14 protein-coding genes and 1 pseudogene are annotated in these 19445 nt (G+C 34.5%); 9 read left to right on the top strand and 6 right to left on the bottom strand.

What is annotated here, in order from left to right; genetic code table 11:
* Window positions 1-71: 71 nt before the first annotated feature.
* The 8 genes from AB4865_RS08670 to AB4865_RS08635 all read left to right on the top strand — a co-directional run bounded on the left by AB4865_RS08670 (window position 72) and on the right by AB4865_RS08635 (window position 8388).
* Window positions 72-806, top strand: coding sequence for a DUF4197 domain-containing protein (locus tag AB4865_RS08670; protein WP_372472881.1), 735 nt, complete (start codon window positions 72-74; stop codon window positions 804-806).
* A gap of 80 nt (window positions 807-886) precedes the next feature.
* On the top strand, window positions 887-1513 hold the full coding sequence (locus AB4865_RS08665) for an ABC transporter ATP-binding protein (RefSeq protein ID WP_372472880.1): 627 nt from the start codon (window positions 887-889) through the stop codon (window positions 1511-1513).
* A gap of 278 nt (window positions 1514-1791) precedes the next feature.
* Complete coding sequence (locus tag AB4865_RS08660) at window positions 1792-3072, top strand: ABC transporter permease (RefSeq protein ID WP_372472879.1); 1281 nt, start codon at window positions 1792-1794, stop codon at window positions 3070-3072.
* Entirely contained in the window at window positions 3062-3607 is a 546-nt protein-coding gene (locus AB4865_RS08655; RefSeq protein WP_372472878.1) for a hypothetical protein, read from the top strand. Before AB4865_RS08660 ends, AB4865_RS08655 begins: the two co-directional genes overlap by 11 nt.
* Window positions 3608-3857: 250 nt before the next feature.
* Window positions 3858-4931 carry a 3-dehydroquinate synthase gene (aroB, locus tag AB4865_RS08650; protein WP_372472877.1) on the top strand — a complete coding sequence of 358 codons (1074 nt, stop codon included), beginning with the start codon at window positions 3858-3860 and terminating at the stop codon, window positions 4929-4931.
* 522 nt (window positions 4932-5453) lie between these two features.
* On the top strand, window positions 5454-6860 hold the full coding sequence (locus tag AB4865_RS08645; RefSeq protein ID WP_372472876.1) for an arginine decarboxylase: 1407 nt from the start codon (window positions 5454-5456) through the stop codon (window positions 6858-6860).
* 4 nt (window positions 6861-6864) lie between these two features.
* Entirely contained in the window at window positions 6865-7839 is a 975-nt protein-coding gene (locus AB4865_RS08640; protein ID WP_372474896.1) for a deoxyhypusine synthase family protein, read from the top strand.
* A 192-nt stretch (window positions 7840-8031) separates the two neighbouring features.
* A complete protein-coding gene (locus tag AB4865_RS08635) occupies window positions 8032-8388 on the top strand; it encodes a DNA primase (RefSeq protein WP_372472875.1) in 357 nt (118 codons plus the stop codon).
* Window positions 8389-8473: 85 nt separating this feature from the next.
* Here the strand turns inward: AB4865_RS08635 and AB4865_RS08630 are convergent, their stop codons facing one another.
* From AB4865_RS08630 to AB4865_RS08615, 4 genes and pseudogenes are all read right to left on the bottom strand, one after another.
* The gene (locus AB4865_RS08630; protein WP_372472874.1) at window positions 8474-8995 is read right to left on the bottom strand and encodes a hypothetical protein; all 522 of its coding nucleotides are present in this window, start codon (window positions 8993-8995) and stop codon (window positions 8474-8476) included.
* 60 nt (window positions 8996-9055) lie between these two features.
* Window positions 9056-10355: pseudogene (locus AB4865_RS08625) on the bottom strand (glycosyltransferase family 4 protein).
* A gap of 292 nt (window positions 10356-10647) precedes the next feature.
* On the bottom strand, window positions 10648-11862 hold the full coding sequence (odhB, locus tag AB4865_RS08620; RefSeq protein WP_372472873.1) for a 2-oxoglutarate dehydrogenase complex dihydrolipoyllysine-residue succinyltransferase: 1215 nt from the start codon (window positions 11860-11862) through the stop codon (window positions 10648-10650).
* A 290-nt stretch (window positions 11863-12152) separates the two neighbouring features.
* The gene (locus AB4865_RS08615; RefSeq protein WP_372472872.1) at window positions 12153-14909 is read right to left on the bottom strand and encodes a 2-oxoglutarate dehydrogenase E1 component; all 2757 of its coding nucleotides are present in this window, start codon (window positions 14907-14909) and stop codon (window positions 12153-12155) included.
* 217 nt (window positions 14910-15126) lie between these two features.
* On the opposite strand from AB4865_RS08615, the gene AB4865_RS08610 reads away from it, so the two are divergent.
* Window positions 15127-15522 carry a DUF937 domain-containing protein gene (locus AB4865_RS08610; RefSeq protein ID WP_372472871.1) on the top strand — a complete coding sequence of 132 codons (396 nt, stop codon included), beginning with the start codon at window positions 15127-15129 and terminating at the stop codon, window positions 15520-15522.
* 52 nt (window positions 15523-15574) lie between these two features.
* Here the strand turns inward: AB4865_RS08610 and AB4865_RS08605 are convergent, their stop codons facing one another.
* Window positions 15575-16816 (bottom strand): tetratricopeptide repeat protein, encoded by a 1242-nt coding sequence (locus AB4865_RS08605; protein ID WP_372472870.1) that lies wholly within the window; start codon window positions 16814-16816, stop codon window positions 15575-15577.
* Complete coding sequence (gene gyrA / locus AB4865_RS08600) at window positions 16803-19382, bottom strand: DNA gyrase subunit A (RefSeq protein WP_372472869.1); 2580 nt, start codon at window positions 19380-19382, stop codon at window positions 16803-16805. The genes AB4865_RS08605 and gyrA overlap by 14 nt, the downstream gene beginning before the upstream one ends.
* Window positions 19383-19445: the final 63 nt, after the last annotated feature.

Below are 19445 nucleotides of genomic sequence, written 5' to 3'. Positions count from 1 at the left end.
ATATAAATAATTAAAATTTAGAAATTACACAATTTCTAAATTCCTTAATTTTTTAAATTACGAAGTACAATATGAAAAAGATTTTAGCCCCAATTGCCATAGTATCTTTAGGATTGACTATGGCTACATCATGCGATTCCCTTCAACAAGGAATGAAAATTTTAGACGAATCATTGGCAAACCAATCGCTGAACAGCAATGCATACATCGCCTCTGGATTGAAACAAGCCTTGACGCAAGGCGTAAACCAGCGAGTAAACAATTTGGCTACAACCAACGGATTTTACAACAATCATTTGATAAGAATCGGATTGCCAAGCGAATTGCAAAAAGTAGAAAGTACTTTGCGTAGTATTGGATTGGGAAGTTTGGCAGACGAAGGAATCAAAGCTTTAAACAAAACAGCAGAAAATGCTGTAAAAGAAGCTATTCCAGTTTTTACAACAGCGATTACTCAAATGACCATTGCCGATGCAACCAATATATTAATGGGTGAAAAAAATGCGGCAACAGCTTATTTGCAACGCACAACTACACAGCAATTGTACAGCAAATTTTATCCAATCATCAACAATTCATTTACAAAAGTAGGTGCTGATAAAATTTGGAACAATTTGATTTCGAGATACAACCAAGTGCCAATGGTAAACAAAGTAAATTCCGATATTACGGACTATGTAACCACCCAAGCTTTGAACGGAGTTTTCAAAATGATAGAATTAGAAGAAAAAAACATCAGAGAAAATATATCTGCTCGTTCTACAGAGCTCTTGAAAAATGTATTCAAATTGCAGGATAAAAAGTAAAATAATCGTTAAGGTTGCCTTTTGTTTATGGGCAACCTTATTTTTTTCTTAACTTGCATTTTATTTATCAACCATAAAAAATGATTCAAACTACTGAAATACAATTTTCATATCCACAAGGAAGTTCGTTTTCGTTTCCTGCGATGACTTGTAATGCAGGAGAAACTCTTTTAATTACAGGAAGTTCAGGAACAGGAAAAACAACTTTTCTACATCTTTTGTCTGGATTATTAACTCCAACTTCTGGAGAAATAAAAATTAACAATCAGGATATTACGAAGTTAAAAGGTACAGATTTAGACAGTTTTAGAGGAAAAAACATCGGTTTGGTATTGCAAAAATCGTATTTTGTCAATGCACTCAATGTATTGGAAAACATAGAAACCGCTTCGTGGTTGAGCAACAAAAACAAAAATACTGAAAAAGCTAAAGAATTGCTACAACAGTTGGGATTGAGCGATCACATCACTAAAAATCCATCGGAATTGAGCGTAGGACAACAGCAAAGAGTAAATATTGCTCGAGCGTTAATCAACGAACCAAAAATCATTTTAGCAGACGAACCCTCCTCTAGTTTAGATGATGAAAATGCACAAATCGTTGCTCAATTGTTGCAAGATTTAGCAAAAAAATACAACGCTGCTTTGCTGATTGTAACACACGACCAACGATTGAAAGATGTATTTTCAAATTACATTAATTTATAGATTTTTTTCTCTCACATTTCTACATAACAAAAAGAAATGTCAAAAAAAAGAATAGAGAAAACACATTTTTTAACCACATAGCCACATAGATTTTTTACCACTGAGAAACAAAGACGCTATGCTTTTAGAGAGAACACAGACTGTTGTGAATACATTTTTCTGAAAAGTGTTGGCTATGTTTACGGTGAATAAAAACAAGTAAAAAACTGATTTGCGCAAATCTGTGAAATCTGCGAGAGAATAACAAGCGAAACGATAAAGCAAAAAAACAAAACAACATGATTACAAAAATAGCTTGGAAAAACACTTGGTTCAAACCACTCAATACCCTACTCAGTATCCTATTACTCACAGCATCAGTAGCTATTATAACCGTAATAATCTTACTTCAAAAACAATTTGAAGAACAATTTAGTCGCAATATGGACGATGTAGATTTGGTATTAGGTGCCAAAGGTAGTCCATTGCAATTGGTGCTATCGGCGGTGTATCAAATCGATGCTCCTCCGGGGAATATTCCCTACGATCAAGCCCAAGAATGGATGAATCATCCATTTGTAGAAAAAGCAATCCCAATGGCATATGGCGACAATTATATGGGGTACAAAATCATCGGAACTACTGAAGATTACATCACCAAATACGATGGTCAATATGCCGAAGGACACCTTTTTACAGATGATTTTGAAGTGGTAGTAGGTGCGACGATTGCTGAAAAATTGGATTTAAAAATCAATGATACCTTTTGGGGGGCACACGGCGATTCTGCGGATGGTGAGGTACACAAAGATCACCCATATACCGTGGTTGGAATTTTACAACCCACTGGAAGATTGATAGACAACTTGATTGTTTCCAATATTTCGTCGGTGTGGAATGTACACTCACACGAACATGACCACGACCACGACCACGAGGAAGACGACCATGTACATACAGAAGATTGCGACCACGATCACGACGAAGAACATGTACATTCAGCTACGTACAACCACGACCATAGCGAGGAAAAAGAATTTACCGCTGTATTGATAAAAATGAAAAACAATATGGCGAAACTTAACTGGCAACGCCTCATTCCTCAAAATACCGATATGCAAGCTGCCTCTCCTATTCTGGAAATCAACCGATTGTTTGGTTTGTTTGGTGTAGGATTACAAGCCTTGCAATATTTGGCTTTCGGAATTATGATGCTTTCAGGAATCAGTATTTTTATCGCGTTGTACAATACTTTGAAAGAGCGAAGATATGAATTGGTATTGTTGAGAATCCACGGTGCAAAAAAATCACAACTGCTATGGTTGATTTTGCTCGAGGGTTTATTCTTGTGTATCATCGGATACCTTTTCGGAGCCATTTTAGGTCGTATTGCCTTGTATTTCATCTCACTATCATCGACAGAAGAATTTAAAATAGCCTTCAATCCATTGGAATTTATTCCAGAAAAAGAAGGAATCGTATTTTTTAGTACACTTTTCGTAGGAATTGTATCGGCATTATTGCCAGCTCTTAGAGCCTATTCACTAAATATTTCAAAAACATTATCCAATGCAAATTAAAACATTAGTAATTATAAGTTTAGTTTTAGCAGGAGCATTATCTGCTTTTACTACCCTTCCAATTCGTTCGGAAGATCAATCTAAAACGCAAAAGAAAGTTACACCAAAAAATCAAGTGCAAACTCAAAAAAACAATCAACCCAAAATACAATCTAAGGATAAAACTTCCATAACTTGGGGACAATTGGGGCAAATTGATTTTGTAAAAAAGAAGCACAAAACTTATGGTGAAGTGATGTACCCTGTCGTCAATGCACAATTGAAAAAACTACAAAATAAGAAAATTGTTGCCAAAGGATTTATTGTACCGATTGACAATAAAAATTATGCTTTGAGTAAAAATGTATTTGCTCAGTGTTTTTTCTGTGGAAATGCAGGACCTGAAACCATTATGGGGATTCATTTCAAAGGAACTACTCCCAAATTGAAAACAGATACTTATGTAACCATAGAAGGCGAATTTCGCTACAACGATTCCAATGTTGATGATTGGATTTATCATATTGACAATGCTGTAATTACAGAGAAAAAATAAACTTTCTGATTCATATTTTTTACTCACGTAGATTTCACAAATTTTCACAGATTTTATTGAAATGATGTAAGAACAGTACTTAAAAACGATTAAACCTACGGTTTATATCAAATTATCTCAGATTTTATTATTTTGATAAATCAAAAAAATCAACGCTATCAATATATCTGTGTCATCTGCTTAAATAAAGTAAGCATAACGAAAATAATATTTAAAATCTGCGTAAAAATTAATTCAAAAAAGACATCAAATGAACATTCAATCCATAGATTATCCTATTTATTTTGGAAGTAATGGCTACGAAGAATTGATCCATTTTATCAATGAAAAAAAATATTCAAAAACCATTGTTTTAGTCGATGAAAATACGGCTCAAAATTGTTTAAACAGCTTTCTTTCTTTGTTGGCAATCGAAACAGAAATCGAAGTTATCGAAATCGAAGCTGGTGAACAAAGCAAAGATTTATCAACATGTAATCAACTGTGGGAAAGCCTCATAGAATTGAACATAGACCGTAAAGCCCTATTGATTTCGTTGGGTGGTGGGGTGGTGTGCGATATCGGCGGATTTATTGCTGCAACTTACAAAAGAGGCATCGATTGTGTACATATTCCTACTTCGCTTTTGGCAATGGTTGATGCATCTGTAGGCGGAAAAAATGGAATCGATTTCAACGGATTAAAAAACATTATCGGCACATTTTACAACCCAAAAATGATATTGATTGATGTCAATTTTCTAGAAACCTTACCAGGAAATGAAATGCGTTCGGGCTTAGCAGAAATGTACAAACACGGATTGATTGCTGATGTTTCGTATTGGAATCAATTGAAGAATTTAGACCAATTGACTACAGAAGATTTGGAATTGTTGATTTATCATTCGGTTTCTATCAAAAATGAAATTGTTTTGTCTGATCCAAAAGAAAAAAATCAACGAAAATTATTAAATTTTGGTCATACCATCGGACACGCCATAGAATCGTATAGTTGGCAAAACAACGAACTGACTCCCCTATTACACGGCGAAGCCATCGCGATAGGAATGATTATCGAGAGTTATCTTTCGTATAAAAAAGGATTGATTTCAAAAGAAAAATATCATGAAGTAAAAGAAGTTTTGCATTCTATGTACCCTCCGATTGATTTCAACGAAAAAGATATTGCCTCTTGCATAGAATTATTGTCTTATGACAAGAAAAACGAACAAGGAGAAATACTCTTTACCCTTTTGGAAGACTTAGGAAAAGGTATTGTAAACCAAACCGTAGAAAATCAGTGGATTGTAGAAGGATTTGAGGAGTATGTTGTTACGCATCACTAATTGATTATCACTCCGTGTCAATTACGGAGTAAACGGCGAAGTGACATCATTACATAGTTTATGTTCCGCAAAACAACTCGGAAGAGCTGAACCATACTTAACCCAATGCTCACAATAGAGGGCTTTGGAAATAAACAACAGAATATATTTTAATGTTCCTAATAATAGACAAACTATTTTATTATATTTGCAACAAAATTAATGTGTAATTAAGTGAAAGAAATATTCAAAAAACATCATTTCCTCTGTAGAAAAATTTTACAATCTCTTTCTAAAAAATGGATTGTGAGAAATAATATTTTTCAATATTTATTTCTAACCAATGATGAGGAAAACAAAAATGCAAGTTTTCACAAAGAAAAACGCATCATTTCTTTTGCCAATATTAGAGTTTGATACAATTGTATGCTCTTTTTTATTGAAAATACAATCCAATCAAAACAAATCCACACGATTTAACTTTTTATATTCAAGAATGTAAATCGTGACTCAATCAAATTAATCATTACACAATTAAAAAAAATGAATACAAAATATTTTGACCTAATCAATCAAACATTTTACTTCCCTCAGGAAGAATTCACTTTAAATAAAGACAATTTGATGTTTCATAACATCGACTTGATGAAATTGGTGGAACAATACGGTACTCCATTGAAATTCACTTATTTGCCTCAAATTTCAAACAACATCAACAAAGCGAAAGGTTGGTTTAGAAAAGCGATGGACAAACGCAAATACGAAGGTAAATACTACTACTGCTATTGTACCAAAAGTTCGCATTTTGAGTATGTGATGAACGAGGCGTTTAAAAACGATATTCATGTAGAAACTTCGTCTGCTTTTGACATCAATATTGTAGAAAACTTATTGGAAAGTGGAAAAATCAACAAGAAAACTTTCGTTTTGTGCAATGGTTTCAAACGCGACCAGTACATCGAAAACATCGCTCGATTGATTAACAACGGACATAAAAATACCATTCCAATCATCGATAATTACGAAGAATTGGACTTGTTGCAAGAGCAAATCAAAGGAAAATTCAACATTGGTATTCGCATCGCCTCTGAGGAAGAACCAAAATTTGAATTCTATACTTCTCGTTTGGGGATAGGATACAAAAACATTTTGCCTTTCTACAGAAAAAACATTGCAGAAAACAACAATGTAGAAATGAAAATGTTGCATTTCTTTATAAACACAGGTATCAGAGACACAGCCTATTACTGGAACGAATTAAACAAATGTTTGAAAGTTTATACCAGTTTGAAAAAAGAATGCCCTACATTGGACAGCTTGAACATTGGAGGTGGATTTCCTATCAAAAATTCATTGAATTTTGATTATGACTACGCCTATATGGTAGATGAAATCATCAATCAAATACAAATGGCATGTGAAGAAGCAGATGTACCTGTGCCAAATATTTTCACGGAATTTGGTTCGTTTACCGTAGGAGAATCTGGTGGTGCCATTTACCAAGTATTGTATCAAAAACAACAAAACGACCGTGAAAAATGGAATATGATTGATTCGTCATTTATCACGACTTTACCAGATACTTGGGCTATAAACAAAAGATTTATCATGTTGGCAGTCAATCGTTGGAATGATTCGTATGAAAGAGTATTATTAGGAGGATTAACTTGTGATTCAGACGATTACTATAATTCTGAACAAAACTGGAATGCAATCTATTTACCAAAGTTCAATAAAGACAAACCTCTTTATATAGGTTTTTTCAACACGGGAGCCTATCAAGAAACCATTGGAGGTCAAGGAGGTATACACCATTGTCTAATTCCACAACCAAAACACATCTTAATCGACCGTGATGAAAATGGAATTTTGGCAACCGAAGTGTTCTCAGAACAACAAACAGCAGAAGATGTATTAAAAATTTTAGGATATAATAAAAAAGAAAAATAAAACAATTATGAAAGGACCAATCAGTCAATTTATCGAACACAACTACAGACACTTCAATGCAGCAGCTTTGGTAGATGCAGCAAAAGGATATGAAACCCACTTATTGGAAGGTGGAAAAATGTTGGTTTCTCTTGGAGGAGCTATGTCAACAGCAGAATTGGGAGTATCTTTGGCAGAAATGATTCGTCAAGACAAAGTGCATATCATTTCATGTACAGGAGCAAACTTGGAAGAGGATGTGATGAATTTGGTAGCTCATTCTCACTACAAAAGAATTCCTAATTACAGAGATTTGACACCAGAGCAAGAAAGAGAATTGCTTGACAACCACTACAACCGTGTTACAGATACTTGTATTCCAGAAGAAGAGGCTTTCCGTAGATTGCAAAAACACTTGGAAGATGTATGGCAAAAAGCTGAAGCAAACGGTGAGCGTTATTTTCCACACGAATTTTTATATCAAGTAGTAAACTCTGGAGTGTTGGAGCAATATTACGAAATCGACCCTAAAGATTCTTGGATTGTAGCAGCAGCTGAGAAAAACTTGCCAATCGTGTGTCCAGGGTGGGAAGATTCTACAACAGGAAATATATTTGCATCGAATGTAATCAAAGGAAAATTACAAGCATCGACTGTAAAAAATGGTATCGAATACATGATTTATCTTACTGAATGGTACAGAACAAATTCGGAAGGAAAAGGAGTTGGATTCTTCCAAATCGGAGGAGGAATTTCTGGAGATTTCCCTATCTGTGTTGTGCCAATGATGTATCAAGATTTGGAATGGGAAGATGTACCATTCTGGTCATATTTCTGTCAGATTTCAGATTCAACTACCTCGTACGGTTCCTATTCTGGAGCAGTACCAAACGAAAAAATCACTTGGGGTAAACTTGATGTAGATACACCAAAATTTGTGATTGAATCAGATGCTACTATTGTAGCACCATTGGTATTTGCGTGGGTTTTGGGACAATAATTAAGGAAAAATTCCTTCATAAAAAAGAATAAATATAAATAATAGAATTCAGTAAAAAAAAGTACTAAAAATTCATCGTTCATATAAAAGAAAGATAGTATTTTTGAATCCCAATTTCACAGGGACATTATCACAACATGAGTGTTTATGTGGAATTGGGATTATTGAACTCTAAATTTTATTAATTGCAAAATGAAACGAATAATTGTTGATTACGCTAAATTGACAAACGAAATTTTATCACTATTGGTTGAAAAATTTCCTGATGGATACGAAGAATCTGATATTGTAAGATTTACCAATGCCAAAGGTGAATTGGTAGAAGCTGTTGAAGTTTCTACAGAAGACACAATTTATTTGGTAAAAGTAAGCACCAAACTTCAAGACAAAATAGGAAACTACGAAGAAGAGGAAGATGACGAAATCATCCCTGTAGAAAACATCAACGCAAAAGACATAGACCTCGAAGACGAATCATCTGATGACGACGATGAGGAAGAAAATGATACCGAAGATTTGCCTGAAGAGGAAGATGAGGAGGAAAAATAATTCCTTTATAAAACAAACGACAAAATAAAAAAAGAGATTGAATTTTTATAGTTCAATCTCTCTCTTTTTTTCTCACCCTATTCTTTTAATAATTTTTAATTACTGGAGCATCTTTCAATCCGTAAAATTCAATTACTTGATCGTAATCATTATAATCGATTGGAGCTTTAGAGGCTGTCCCAGCAGGCAATTCAACAATTCTAAAATATTGGTTTCTTAAATATTTTTCTTTGTCAAAATTGCTGAAAGTATCAACATTAAAATTTGCTTCGATAAACAAATTGATATCAGCTACGGTAAAATCGTAGTTATAACTCAAAATCTCACCATTGTTGAAATATACTGAGTTTGGAACCATTCGCCAAATATCTCTATTATTATCTGTTTTTCCCCATAAACGATACACAAGCAATTTATCTGTACTATGCATTACAGGATTGATATTAAATAGATGCTTGTCATTTACAGAAAAATCTGCTTTTACCTCGTGTATTGGCAAAACAACATTATTTACAATTGTAGTATCACTACCTCTATCATATACACAGCTATTCAACAAACCTAATGTGGAAATTGCTGTTATTGCTAATGTAATAAACTTTTTCATCTTTCTTTCAATTACTCGTTAATATATACACAAGTTATTAATCACAAATTGTACCAAAAATTATTTTTTTAATAATAAAACCAATTTTTCTGTTAATTTTTTTCTACTAAAGTATTGTATTCCGATACCTTTTATTTGCAACTGATTGTTTTTGTATAAATTATAATAATGTAAAACTGTTCGCTTTATTCGTTCTTTGTCATCGTACGTACAAAATGTTCCTGTATTGGTATTGAAAATAATTTTTGAAAAATCTGCATCCTCAGGTCCTAAAGCCAAAATTGGTCTTTCGGCCGCCAAATATTCAAACAATTTCCCTGGAATAATACCAACAGTTTCGGGTGAATCTATCTCTATCAACAACAAAACCTGACTACTCCTTTGAGCTACAATGGCCTCTTCGTGTGAAAGGTATCCCCTCTTTTGTAAATATGTACCCAATCGAAATTCTTTTAATGTATCTATTATTTCATCGCTAACTTTTCCAATAAATTGAAGTACAAAATCCTTGGCAAAAATTTCATTTTCCTGAATGATTTCAGACAATACTTTCCATAATATCCTCGGATTTCGATTAGAAAGCAATGTACCAATATGAGAAAGAGTAAATTTTTCATCCAATGGTTTCTTTTCTATCCTTTCTATATCATAACCATTAGTTATCAATGTAATTGGCTGTTGAGTTATTTGTTCAAATTCCCTTTTTGTACTTGGACTTGTAACAATGATTTCGTCTGCAGTATTGAGTACTTCAGCTTCCATTCTTTTATGTTTATTATCAGCCCACGAAGTCAATTTCAATTCTTTATGATAGCCGATTGTCGTCCACGGATCACGGAAATCAGCAATCCATTGAATCTCATTTCTTTTTTTCAATTCCATTCCTATCAAGTGCAAACTATGCGGAGGACCTGTAGTAATAATCGTATCAATAGAATGTTCTTTTATGTACGATTGTAAAAAATCTACTGAAGGTTTTACCCATAATACACGTGCATCAGGAATAAAGAAATTACCTCTTACCCAAAGCAAAGCTTTTTCTATCCAAGTTTGTTTGCGTTTGTTGGAAATAATTCCAGCACTGAGATTTTTTGTTTTATTTTTTGAGAAAATACTTGCCCATTGATAAGGTTCTGCTATTTTCTTCTTTAAAACAATAGCATGAGCTGAAATTTCATTTTCTAATTGATGATCGACTAAAGGATAGTTAGGATTTTCAGGTACAAAAACATGCGGTTGAATTGAAAATTCTGGTAAATATTTCACAAATTTCAACCAACGTTGCACTCGCTGCACCCGCTGGAGGCCAATAATAAGTAATTATGAGTACTTTTTTATTTTTTAAATGTGTTGTTTGCATGAAAAAAGCTTTACTAAATAGTAGTTGAATTTTTCTGTAAAAATAGTTTTTCACATTTATATTCAACAAAAAACTATGTTCAAAGTTAAACATTTACCCTCCTAATACAAAATGTTTTCAGGCGAAAATTCTTTATTTGCATACCTGTTTATAAAACTTTTCTTTTTATTCATAGATTCAAATAAGAGAAGAATTAAAATGTTATATAAATGAAATTTAAAAAAATAATTAGAATGATTAGATAAAAAAAGCTGCCCTTACAGACAGCTTTTAATTTATATGATTGCTAATATTACAATTCCAATGCTTTTTTCGGATCGTTGTTCATCAACAATTCTACTGGGTTTTCCAATGCTTCTTTTACAGCTACTAAGAAACCTACAGATTCTCTACCGTCGATGATTCGGTGATCGTAAGACAATGCAATGTACATCATCGGAGCAATTACCACTTGACCGTTTACAGCAATCGGACGCTCAATAATGTTGTGCATTCCTAAGATTCCTGATTGTGGTGGGTTGATAATTGGCGTAGATAACATAGAACCAAATACACCACCGTTTGTGATGGTAAATGTACCTCCCGTCATTTCATCAACTGTGATTTGTCCGTCTCTTGCACGAGTTGCCAAACGCTTGATTTCTGCTTCTACTCCTCTGAATGACAATAATTCTGCATTTCTCAATACTGGTACCATCAATCCTTTTGGACCTGATACTGCAATAGAAATATCTGCAAAATCAAATTTTACTTGCTCTTGACCATCAATCATTGAGTTTACATCTGGGAACAACTCCAATGCACGAGTTACCGCTTTGGTAAAGAACGACATAAATCCTAAAGATACTCCGTGTTTCGCTTTGAATGCATCTTTGAACTCAGCACGCAATTTGTTTACTTCTGTCAAGTTTACTTCGTTGAAAGTAGTCAACATAGCGGTAGTGTTTTTAGCTTCTACCAAACGCTCTGCTACTTTTCTACGAAGCATAGACATTTTCTTACGCTCAGTTCCTCTTGATCCTCCTGTTGGTGTTCCCATAGATGGAACGGCTTTGATAGCGTCTTCTTTCGTTACTCTTCCATCTTTTCCTGTACCTTGGATAGTAGCAGGGTCAATGTTTTTCTCGTCTAATATTTTCTTTGCAGCAGGAGATGCCGTACCAGTTGCATAAGTCGTAGCTGTTGGAACCGCCACAGGTGCCACTTCTACTTTTGCTTCTTCTTTTTTAGTTTCTTCACCTGGAGCAGCACCACCTTCTGGTTTTGCAGCACTTGTATCGATCAAACATACTACTTGACCTACCGCTACTGTATCACCTTCTTCAGCCTTTAAAGTGATGATTCCACTTACTTCTGCAGGCAATTCTAATGTAGCTTTGTCAGAATCTACTTCTGCAATAGCTTGATCTTTTTCTACATAATCACCATCTTTTACTAACCAAGTAGCGATTTCAACTTCTGATATTGATTCTCCCGGAGAAGGGACTTTCATTTCTAAGATACTCATGAGTATATCTATTTTACTATTGTTTTACTAAATTAATAATCTTCTATAAATTGGCTTTTATAAAATATCTATGAATTGATTTTTATTGGTTTTACGCAGATTTAAATAACATCTACTAAACGCTTACTTATCTTAGTAGATGAAGCAGATACTATTGAGGGCGTAAATCATTTTTTTGATAAATCAAAAAAATATCTGCGATAATCAAATCTTCACAAAGATAATCAAAAAATCATTTCATTTCTGAGTGAAAATATTCAATCAATTATTTCACAAAGATTTAATATTGCCTATAAATTTTTATCAAATACTTTTGCAATTGCTAAAGCATAACGATTTTTAGAACGAACAGACGAACCTGCTGCTGGAGCTGATGCTACTGGTGGTGCTGCTAATCTGAATTTTGGTACATCTAAATTCATCAACATAAATCCATAAGCTCCCATATTTTTTGGTTCTTCTTGAGCCCATACAAAATCATCTACATTTGAATACGACGCAATGATTTGATGTAGCACATCATTTGCTATTGGGAACAACTGTTCAAATCGTACGAAAGCAATGTCTTTTCTTCCTAATTTTTCTTTTTCGGCTTGTAAATCATAATAGAATTTACCCGAAACGAAAACCAATGTTTTTACTGCCGACTTATCCTCTACTTTTGGATCGTCTATGATTGGCTGGAATTGTCCATTAGTCAAATCTTCAATTGGCGAAGTAGCCTCTGGATGACGCAACAACGATTTTGGTGACATTACCACCAATGGTTTTCTGTAATCTGTCAACATCTGTCTTCTCAATAGGTGGAAATGGTTGGCCGGTGTCGTACAGTTTGCTACAAACATATTTTCTGTTGCACACAATTGTAAGTAACGCTCCAATCTTGCCGAAGAGTGTTCAGCTCCTTGGTGTTCGTATCCGTGTGGCAACAACATTACAATACCGTTTTGGTTACCCCATTTGTCTTCACCTGACGAAATGTATTGGTCTATCATAATTTGAGCACCGTTTGAGAAATCACCAAACTGAGCCTCCCAAATGGTCAAAGTTTTCGGACTTGCCATTGCATATCCATACTCAAATCCCAACACTGCATATTCGGACAAATGCGAATTGAAAATACGCATTGTACCGTTTTGCTGTGGAATATTGTTCAAAGGTGTGTATTCTTCCTCTGTCTCTTCAACTTTCACCACAGCATGACGGTGAGAGAAAGTACCTCTTTGTACATCTTGTCCTGTAAAACGAACATCATATCCTTCTGAAATCAATGTACCATAAGCTAAAAGTTCTCCCATAGCCCAATCCAACTTGTTGGTGTCATAATACATTGTATTTCTGTCTTTGATCAACTTTGAAACTTTACTGATAAATTTCTTATCTGATGGCAAAGTAGTCAATGCTGGTGCAAGTTCATCCAACAAACTTCTATCAACCTTAGTTTCAATAGTTTGAAGCATTTTATCTACAGTAGCTATTGAATACCCTTTCCATATATCTTGCATAAAAGGGATAACTTCTGCCTTTTCTGTTGCTTTTGCTGTAGAAAGTTCTTCTTCCAACAAGCATTTGTATTTTTCTTCCAAAGTATTGACATAATTTGCGTCACATACTTTGTTTTCAATCAAACGAGCATTGTAAATATTTCTTGCATTGGTATGCTTTGAAATCAATTTATACAAAATAGGTTGAGTAAATCTTGGTTCATCCCCCTCATTATGACCATATTTTCTATATCCAACTAAATCTACAAATACATCTTCTTTGAATTTCATACGGTATGAAACTGCAAAAATCAAAGCTTTTACCGCTGCTTCTGTGTCATCTGCATTTACATGGATTACAGGAGCATCGACAACTTTGGCAATATCAGTAGAGTAAACAGATGATCTTGCATCTTTATTGTTTGTAGTAAATCCTACTTGATTGTTCAATACCAAATGAATCGTTCCAGCCGTTTTATAAGCTCTCAATTTGCTCATTTGTACGATTTCGTAAACAATTCCTTGACCTGCAACCGCTGCGTCTCCATGAAGAGCCACTGGCAATACAGCCGATGGATTGTCTGCATATTCTCTATCCTGTTTTGAACGAACCACTCCCTCGATTACTGCTCCAACTGTTTCTAAGTGAGAAGGATTAGGTGCAAGATTTAAAGTAATAGTTCCAGTAGGAGTTTGTTTTTCTGAAGTATATCCTAAGTGGTATTTTACATCACCGTCGAAAGATTCTGACACATTATCGTAGTCTTTTCCGTCAAATTCTGTAAAGATTTTTCTTGCAGGTTTTTGCATGATATTTACCAAAACATTCAAACGACCACGGTGAGCCATACCGATCACCACATCTTTTACTCCTTGAGCATTTGCTGCATTAATCATTGCGTCCAAAGCAGGAATTGTAGATTCCAATCCCTCCAATGAAAAGCGTTTTTGACCAACATATTTTGTATGGAAAAAGTTTTCAAAAGCGGCTGCTTGAACCAATTTTTTTAAATAATGTTTTTTCTCATCATTAGAAATTTCGCTCTTTTGGCTTTCAAAATAGTTAGCAATCCATTGTACTTTTTCTTCATTTGGAATATATGCATATTCTACCCCAATGGTAGTACAATAAGTTGCTTGTAAGTGATTAATTATTTGTTGTAAAGTGCTTTTTTGTAAATGTACAGTTTGAGCTGCCTCGAATACAGTATTCAAATCGTTGGCGTTCAAACCAAATTTTTCAATTGACAAATCTGGAGCATCAACCGTACGCTCTCTCAACGGATTAGATTTCGTCAAAAGGTGTCCGTGAGTACGGTAGGCATCGATGAGTTTCAATACTGCAAACTCCTTGCGAAGATGTTCGTTACCAGCATTATCATTACCTAAGTACATTGTATTTAATTGATCTACAGCACCTCCATTGTATTCATTTGCAAAGTCGAACCCTTGAAAAAAACTTCTCCAACTTGGTTCAACGCTATCCGGACTTACCAAATACTGGTCGTATAAATCTGCAAAAAACGAGGTATGTGCAGCATTTAAAAAGGAAAATCTATCCATAATGTATGTTTGTCTATAGATTTTAGTTGTTTGTATAAAATGAAAATTTCTACAAAAATACAATACTTTATAGAAATTAACCAATTTTTTGATTGTCTTTTTTTAATTTTTTACAATACGAGAAAAGAAGATTTTTTTAATGATAAATTCTTTTTTATTTTGAGTAAATTGGTATCATATTTGCTTAACATTTCTTTTAAAATAAACAAAAAACACAATGACAAATTTATTAAACTCTTTAGGTGGCACTCAGATTATTGAAAAAGTTTCTCAACAAACAGGTATTTCTACAGAGCAAATCAATTATGTAGTAAACAATTTGCTTTCTTCTAATTCTCATAATATCCAAGGATTACTAGAAAACAACAATACTCAACAATTTGCAGAATCTATTAGTACAAAAACAGGAATTTCTCAAGACATCGTTTCTAAGGTATTAGGTTCACTTACTCCTATGTTAGGTGAATTGATTTCTAAAAAAGGTGATGAAAATATTGGTTCAATGATTTCAAATTTGTTAGATAAAAACAATGACGGTAATGTTGTAGATGATATTTCTGAAATGATTTTAGGTAAAAATAATCCTTTAGGAGGATTTTTTGGAAAAAAATAGTCAGATTTTTTATCAAAGAAGGAGAATTTCTAATTGAAATTCTCCTTCTTGTTTATATTAATTCCTTGATATCTTTTATCAATTGTTTTAATTCTTTAGTATCTTCTTTGCTATTTAGTAAAGCTTTCTCAAAATACACAATTATTTGCTTGTAGTTTTCTGCCTTTTCATTTAGCAATTGTTGTTTTTTCTGACGATCTGCCTTGTTGTTGGACAAATTGTTGATTTGAGTTGAAATATCCTTGTCTTTTTCCAACAATAAATTTCCTAATGCGTGATTGGCATGGTAATTATTTTTGTCGAGTTGCAATGTTTTTTCAAAATATTCCTTGGCTTTATCCTTGATTCCTAAATTGAAATACACAGCTCCAATATTGTAATACAACGAGGGATTCTCAACAAATTTCTTCACACCTTGTCGCATATAATCCTCAAATCTGAAACGACGATTGGTGTCCATATAGACATAAAAAAGTGAAATTAACAAATCGTAATCGTTTGGATTGAGTTCAAAAGCTTTGATCAGATATTGTTCTCCTTCGGAATAATTATTTTGATTGACCAATAGCAACGCTAAATTTTTGTAAATTATGGGTTGATATGATTCTAATACAATTTCTTCTGGTTGATCATACAACAAATTTCGCACTTGTTGGTCTCTTCTCCTTTGATCATTTCCGAATGAAACTACCGTTCCATTGCTGCGATTTACTGCGGTATAAAGAGTGGTTTTGCCTTTGTAATTGAGTTTAACCAAATCTTTGTAATGCTTGATTGCCGTCTTTTTATCATCAGCTTTTAGTGCTTGATTGGCAGCATGATACAAAAACAAAGTATCTGTTTTGCTCAATTGATATGCATTGAAATAATTTTGAGAGGCCTTTTCCCAATCTTGATTAGTAGTATCGTCTATTGCGGCATTAACGATTTTGGACAACAATCGATTTTTTGCATTGGCAGTAGTTTTTACAAATCGTGTTACCTTGTTGTTTTTCTCCAATTTTTCAATTTGTTCGAAAGCGTTTACTATGGTTGTAAAATTTTTATTTTCATCCGATTCAACAGCACTTTCCGAATGGATTTTCGATTGTAAATAATAAAACCAAACTTTTTGCTCGTCTGAAAATTGTTCGATTGTAGGAAAAAGATTTTGCAAAGCCGTGTATCCCTCGGTATATTTTTCATTTTTTACCAAGCGTTCTACCTCTCGGAGTTCTTTATCCTGAGAAAAAGAAGGGAATGACGATACCATCATTCCCAAAAATATAACATAAAAAATATTAAATCTCTTCATTTTCATCCTCTTGAATATCCTCTTCAATTTCCTCTACATCATCTTGCATAGGAACTTGATTTTTCAATTCTTCCATTTGTTCTTCTTCAGAAACCAATACAGACAAGTCTGTTTCTATTTCTTCGTCCTCTTCTTTCATCACTTTGGTAACGGCTGCAATGGCATCGTTTCCTTTGATGTTGATAAGGCGTACTCCTTGTGTATTTCTTCCCATCACACGAAGGTCTGAAACTCGAATGCGTATCGTCAATCCAGATTTGTTGATTATCATCAAATCGTCCATATCTGTTACAGCGTTGATGGATACCAAAGCACCAGTTTTTTCCGTGATATTCATGGCTTTTACCCCTTTCCCTCCACGGTTGGTTTCGCGGTATTCTACTAACGCTGAGCGTTTTCCGTATCCATTTTCCGAAACTACTAAGATTTCAGATTCCAAATCAGAAACGGCTACCAATCCGATTACTTCGTCTTGCTCATCAGCCAAGGTAATACCCCTTACCCCCGATGCTGTACGACCCATTGGACGCGTTTTTGCCTCATCGAAGCGAACCAATTTACCGTTTTTGGCAGCTACCAACACTTTTGAGTTACCATCGGTCAATTTTACATCCAATAATTCGTCTTCTTCGCGAATTGTAATGGCGTTGATACCATTTTGGCGAGGTCTTGAATACTGCTCCAAAGCTGTTTTCTTTACCACACCTTTTTTCGTACACATAATTACGAAGTGGTTGTTGATGTACTCTTCGTTTTTCAAATCTTGTGTACAGATAAATGCTTTTACTTTATCGTCTGGTTCGATGTTTATCAAGTTTTGAATAGCTCTACCTTTGGCAGTTTTGCTTCCTTCTGGGATTTCGTAAACTCTCAACCAATAACATTTACCTTTTTGAGTAAATATCAACATATATTGGTGGTTTGTAGCCACATACATTTGCTCCAAGAAATCTTGATCTCTTGTACCCGCAGATTTTTGACCAACTCCACCTCTATTCTGTGTCTTGTATTCAGTAAGTGGAGTTCGCTTGATATATCCTGCGTGTGAAATCGTGATTACCACTTGCTCATCTGCAATCAAATCTTCGATATTCATTTCTCCACCTGCATATTCGATTACCGAACGACGCTCATCACCATATTTTTCTTTGATTTCGGTCAATTCTTCTTTGATGATGTTCATACGCAATTCTTTCGAAGTCAAGATTTCTTTCAATTTTTCAATCAATTGCATAATTTCGTCATATTCTGTACGCAATTTTTCTTGCTCCAATCCTGTCAATTGACGCAAACGCATTTCTACAATTGCACGAGCTTGAATATCAGTCAATTTAAATCTTTCAATCAAGCGTTCACGAGCTTCTTCTGTAGATTTTGAACTACGAATAATAGCAATTACCTCGTCGATATTGTCAGAAGCGATAATCAAACCTTCTAAGATATGAGCTCTTTCTTCTGCCTTTCTCAATTCAAATTGCGTTCTTCTGGTAACCACATCGTGTCTATGATCAACAAAGTGAAGAATCAAATCTTTGAGGTTCAGCTGTTCAGGTCGTCCGTTTACCAACGCAATGTTGTTGATACTAAACGAAGACTGCAATTGTGTATATTTAAATAAGGTATTCAATACTACATTGGCAACTGCGTCGCGTTTCAATACATACACGATACGCATACCGTTGCGGTCAGATTCGTCGCGAATGGTAGAAATTCCCTCTATTTTGCGGTCGTTTACCAATTCGGCAGTTTTGCGAATCATCTCGGCTTTGTTTACTTGGTATGGAATTTCAGAAACAATGATACAGTCTCTTCCGTCCACCTCTTCGATTATTGCTTTGGCACGCATTACCACACGACCACGACCTGTTTTGTAAGCTTCTTTTACCCCTTCGTAACCATAAATTACAGCACCTGTAGGGAAATCTGGAGCTTTTACATATTTCATCAACTCATCGATTTCGATGTCGTTGTTGTCGATATAAGCAAGTGTACCGTCGATTACCTCTGACAAATTGTGCGGAGCCATATTGGTCGCCATACCCACGGCAATCCCCGAAGCACCGTTTACCAACAAGGCAGGAATACGCGTAGGCAAAACTCTTGGTTCCTCCAAAGTATCATCAAAATTTAACTGAAAATCTACAGTTTCTTTTTCAATGTCCGAAAGCATTTCTTCTGCGATTTTACGCATACGCACCTCGGTATAACGCATCGCTGCTGGGCTGTCACCATCGACAGAACCAAAGTTACCCTGACCATCGACCAATAAATAACGCATAGACCATTCTTGAGCCATACGTACCATTGCATCATAAACCGAAGAATCTCCGTGAGGGTGGTACTTACCAAGAACTTCCCCTACAATTCTCGCAGATTTTTTATGAGGTTTGTTTGAAGTTACTCCCAATTCGTGCATTCCGTACAAAACCCTTCTGTGTACAGGTTTTAGACCGTCTCTTACATCGGGTAATGCACGAGACACAATTACAGACATAGAGTAGTCTATATAGGCAGATTTCATCTGCTCTTCAATATTGATTGGAATTAACTTTTCTCCTTCTATCATATTGTTGAAATTTTATTTTCTCTTTTTATTTTTTTAAAAGTGCTAAGATACGGTAAAAATTAA

Source organism: Capnocytophaga sp. ARDL2 (assembly GCF_041530365.1).
Taxonomy (GTDB): Bacteria; Bacteroidota; Bacteroidia; order Flavobacteriales; family Flavobacteriaceae; genus Flavobacterium.
This window is presented reverse-complemented; position numbering and strand designations above follow the sequence as displayed.

Coding starts and splice junctions, on each gene's coding strand:
- AB4865_RS08670 (WP_372472881.1), top strand. CDS start 72: ATGAAAAAGATTTTAGCCCCAATTGCCATAGTATCTTTAGGATTGACT.
- gyrA (WP_372472869.1), bottom strand. CDS start 19,382: ATGATAGAAGGAGAAAAGTTAATTCCAATCAATATTGAAGAGCAGATG.
- AB4865_RS08630 (WP_372472874.1), bottom strand. CDS start 8,995: ATGAAAAAGTTTATTACATTAGCAATAACAGCAATTTCCACATTAGGT.
- AB4865_RS08665 (WP_372472880.1), top strand. CDS start 887: ATGATTCAAACTACTGAAATACAATTTTCATATCCACAAGGAAGTTCG.
- aroB (WP_372472877.1), top strand. CDS start 3,858: ATGAACATTCAATCCATAGATTATCCTATTTATTTTGGAAGTAATGGC.
- AB4865_RS08660 (WP_372472879.1), top strand. CDS start 1,792: ATGATTACAAAAATAGCTTGGAAAAACACTTGGTTCAAACCACTCAAT.
- AB4865_RS08615 (WP_372472872.1), bottom strand. CDS start 14,909: ATGGATAGATTTTCCTTTTTAAATGCTGCACATACCTCGTTTTTTGCA.
- AB4865_RS08605 (WP_372472870.1), bottom strand. CDS start 16,816: ATGAAGAGATTTAATATTTTTTATGTTATATTTTTGGGAATGATGGTA.
- AB4865_RS08655 (WP_372472878.1), top strand. CDS start 3,062: ATGCAAATTAAAACATTAGTAATTATAAGTTTAGTTTTAGCAGGAGCA.
- AB4865_RS08645 (WP_372472876.1), top strand. CDS start 5,454: ATGAATACAAAATATTTTGACCTAATCAATCAAACATTTTACTTCCCT.
- odhB (WP_372472873.1), bottom strand. CDS start 11,862: ATGAGTATCTTAGAAATGAAAGTCCCTTCTCCGGGAGAATCAATATCA.
- AB4865_RS08610 (WP_372472871.1), top strand. CDS start 15,127: ATGACAAATTTATTAAACTCTTTAGGTGGCACTCAGATTATTGAAAAA.
- AB4865_RS08635 (WP_372472875.1), top strand. CDS start 8,032: ATGAAACGAATAATTGTTGATTACGCTAAATTGACAAACGAAATTTTA.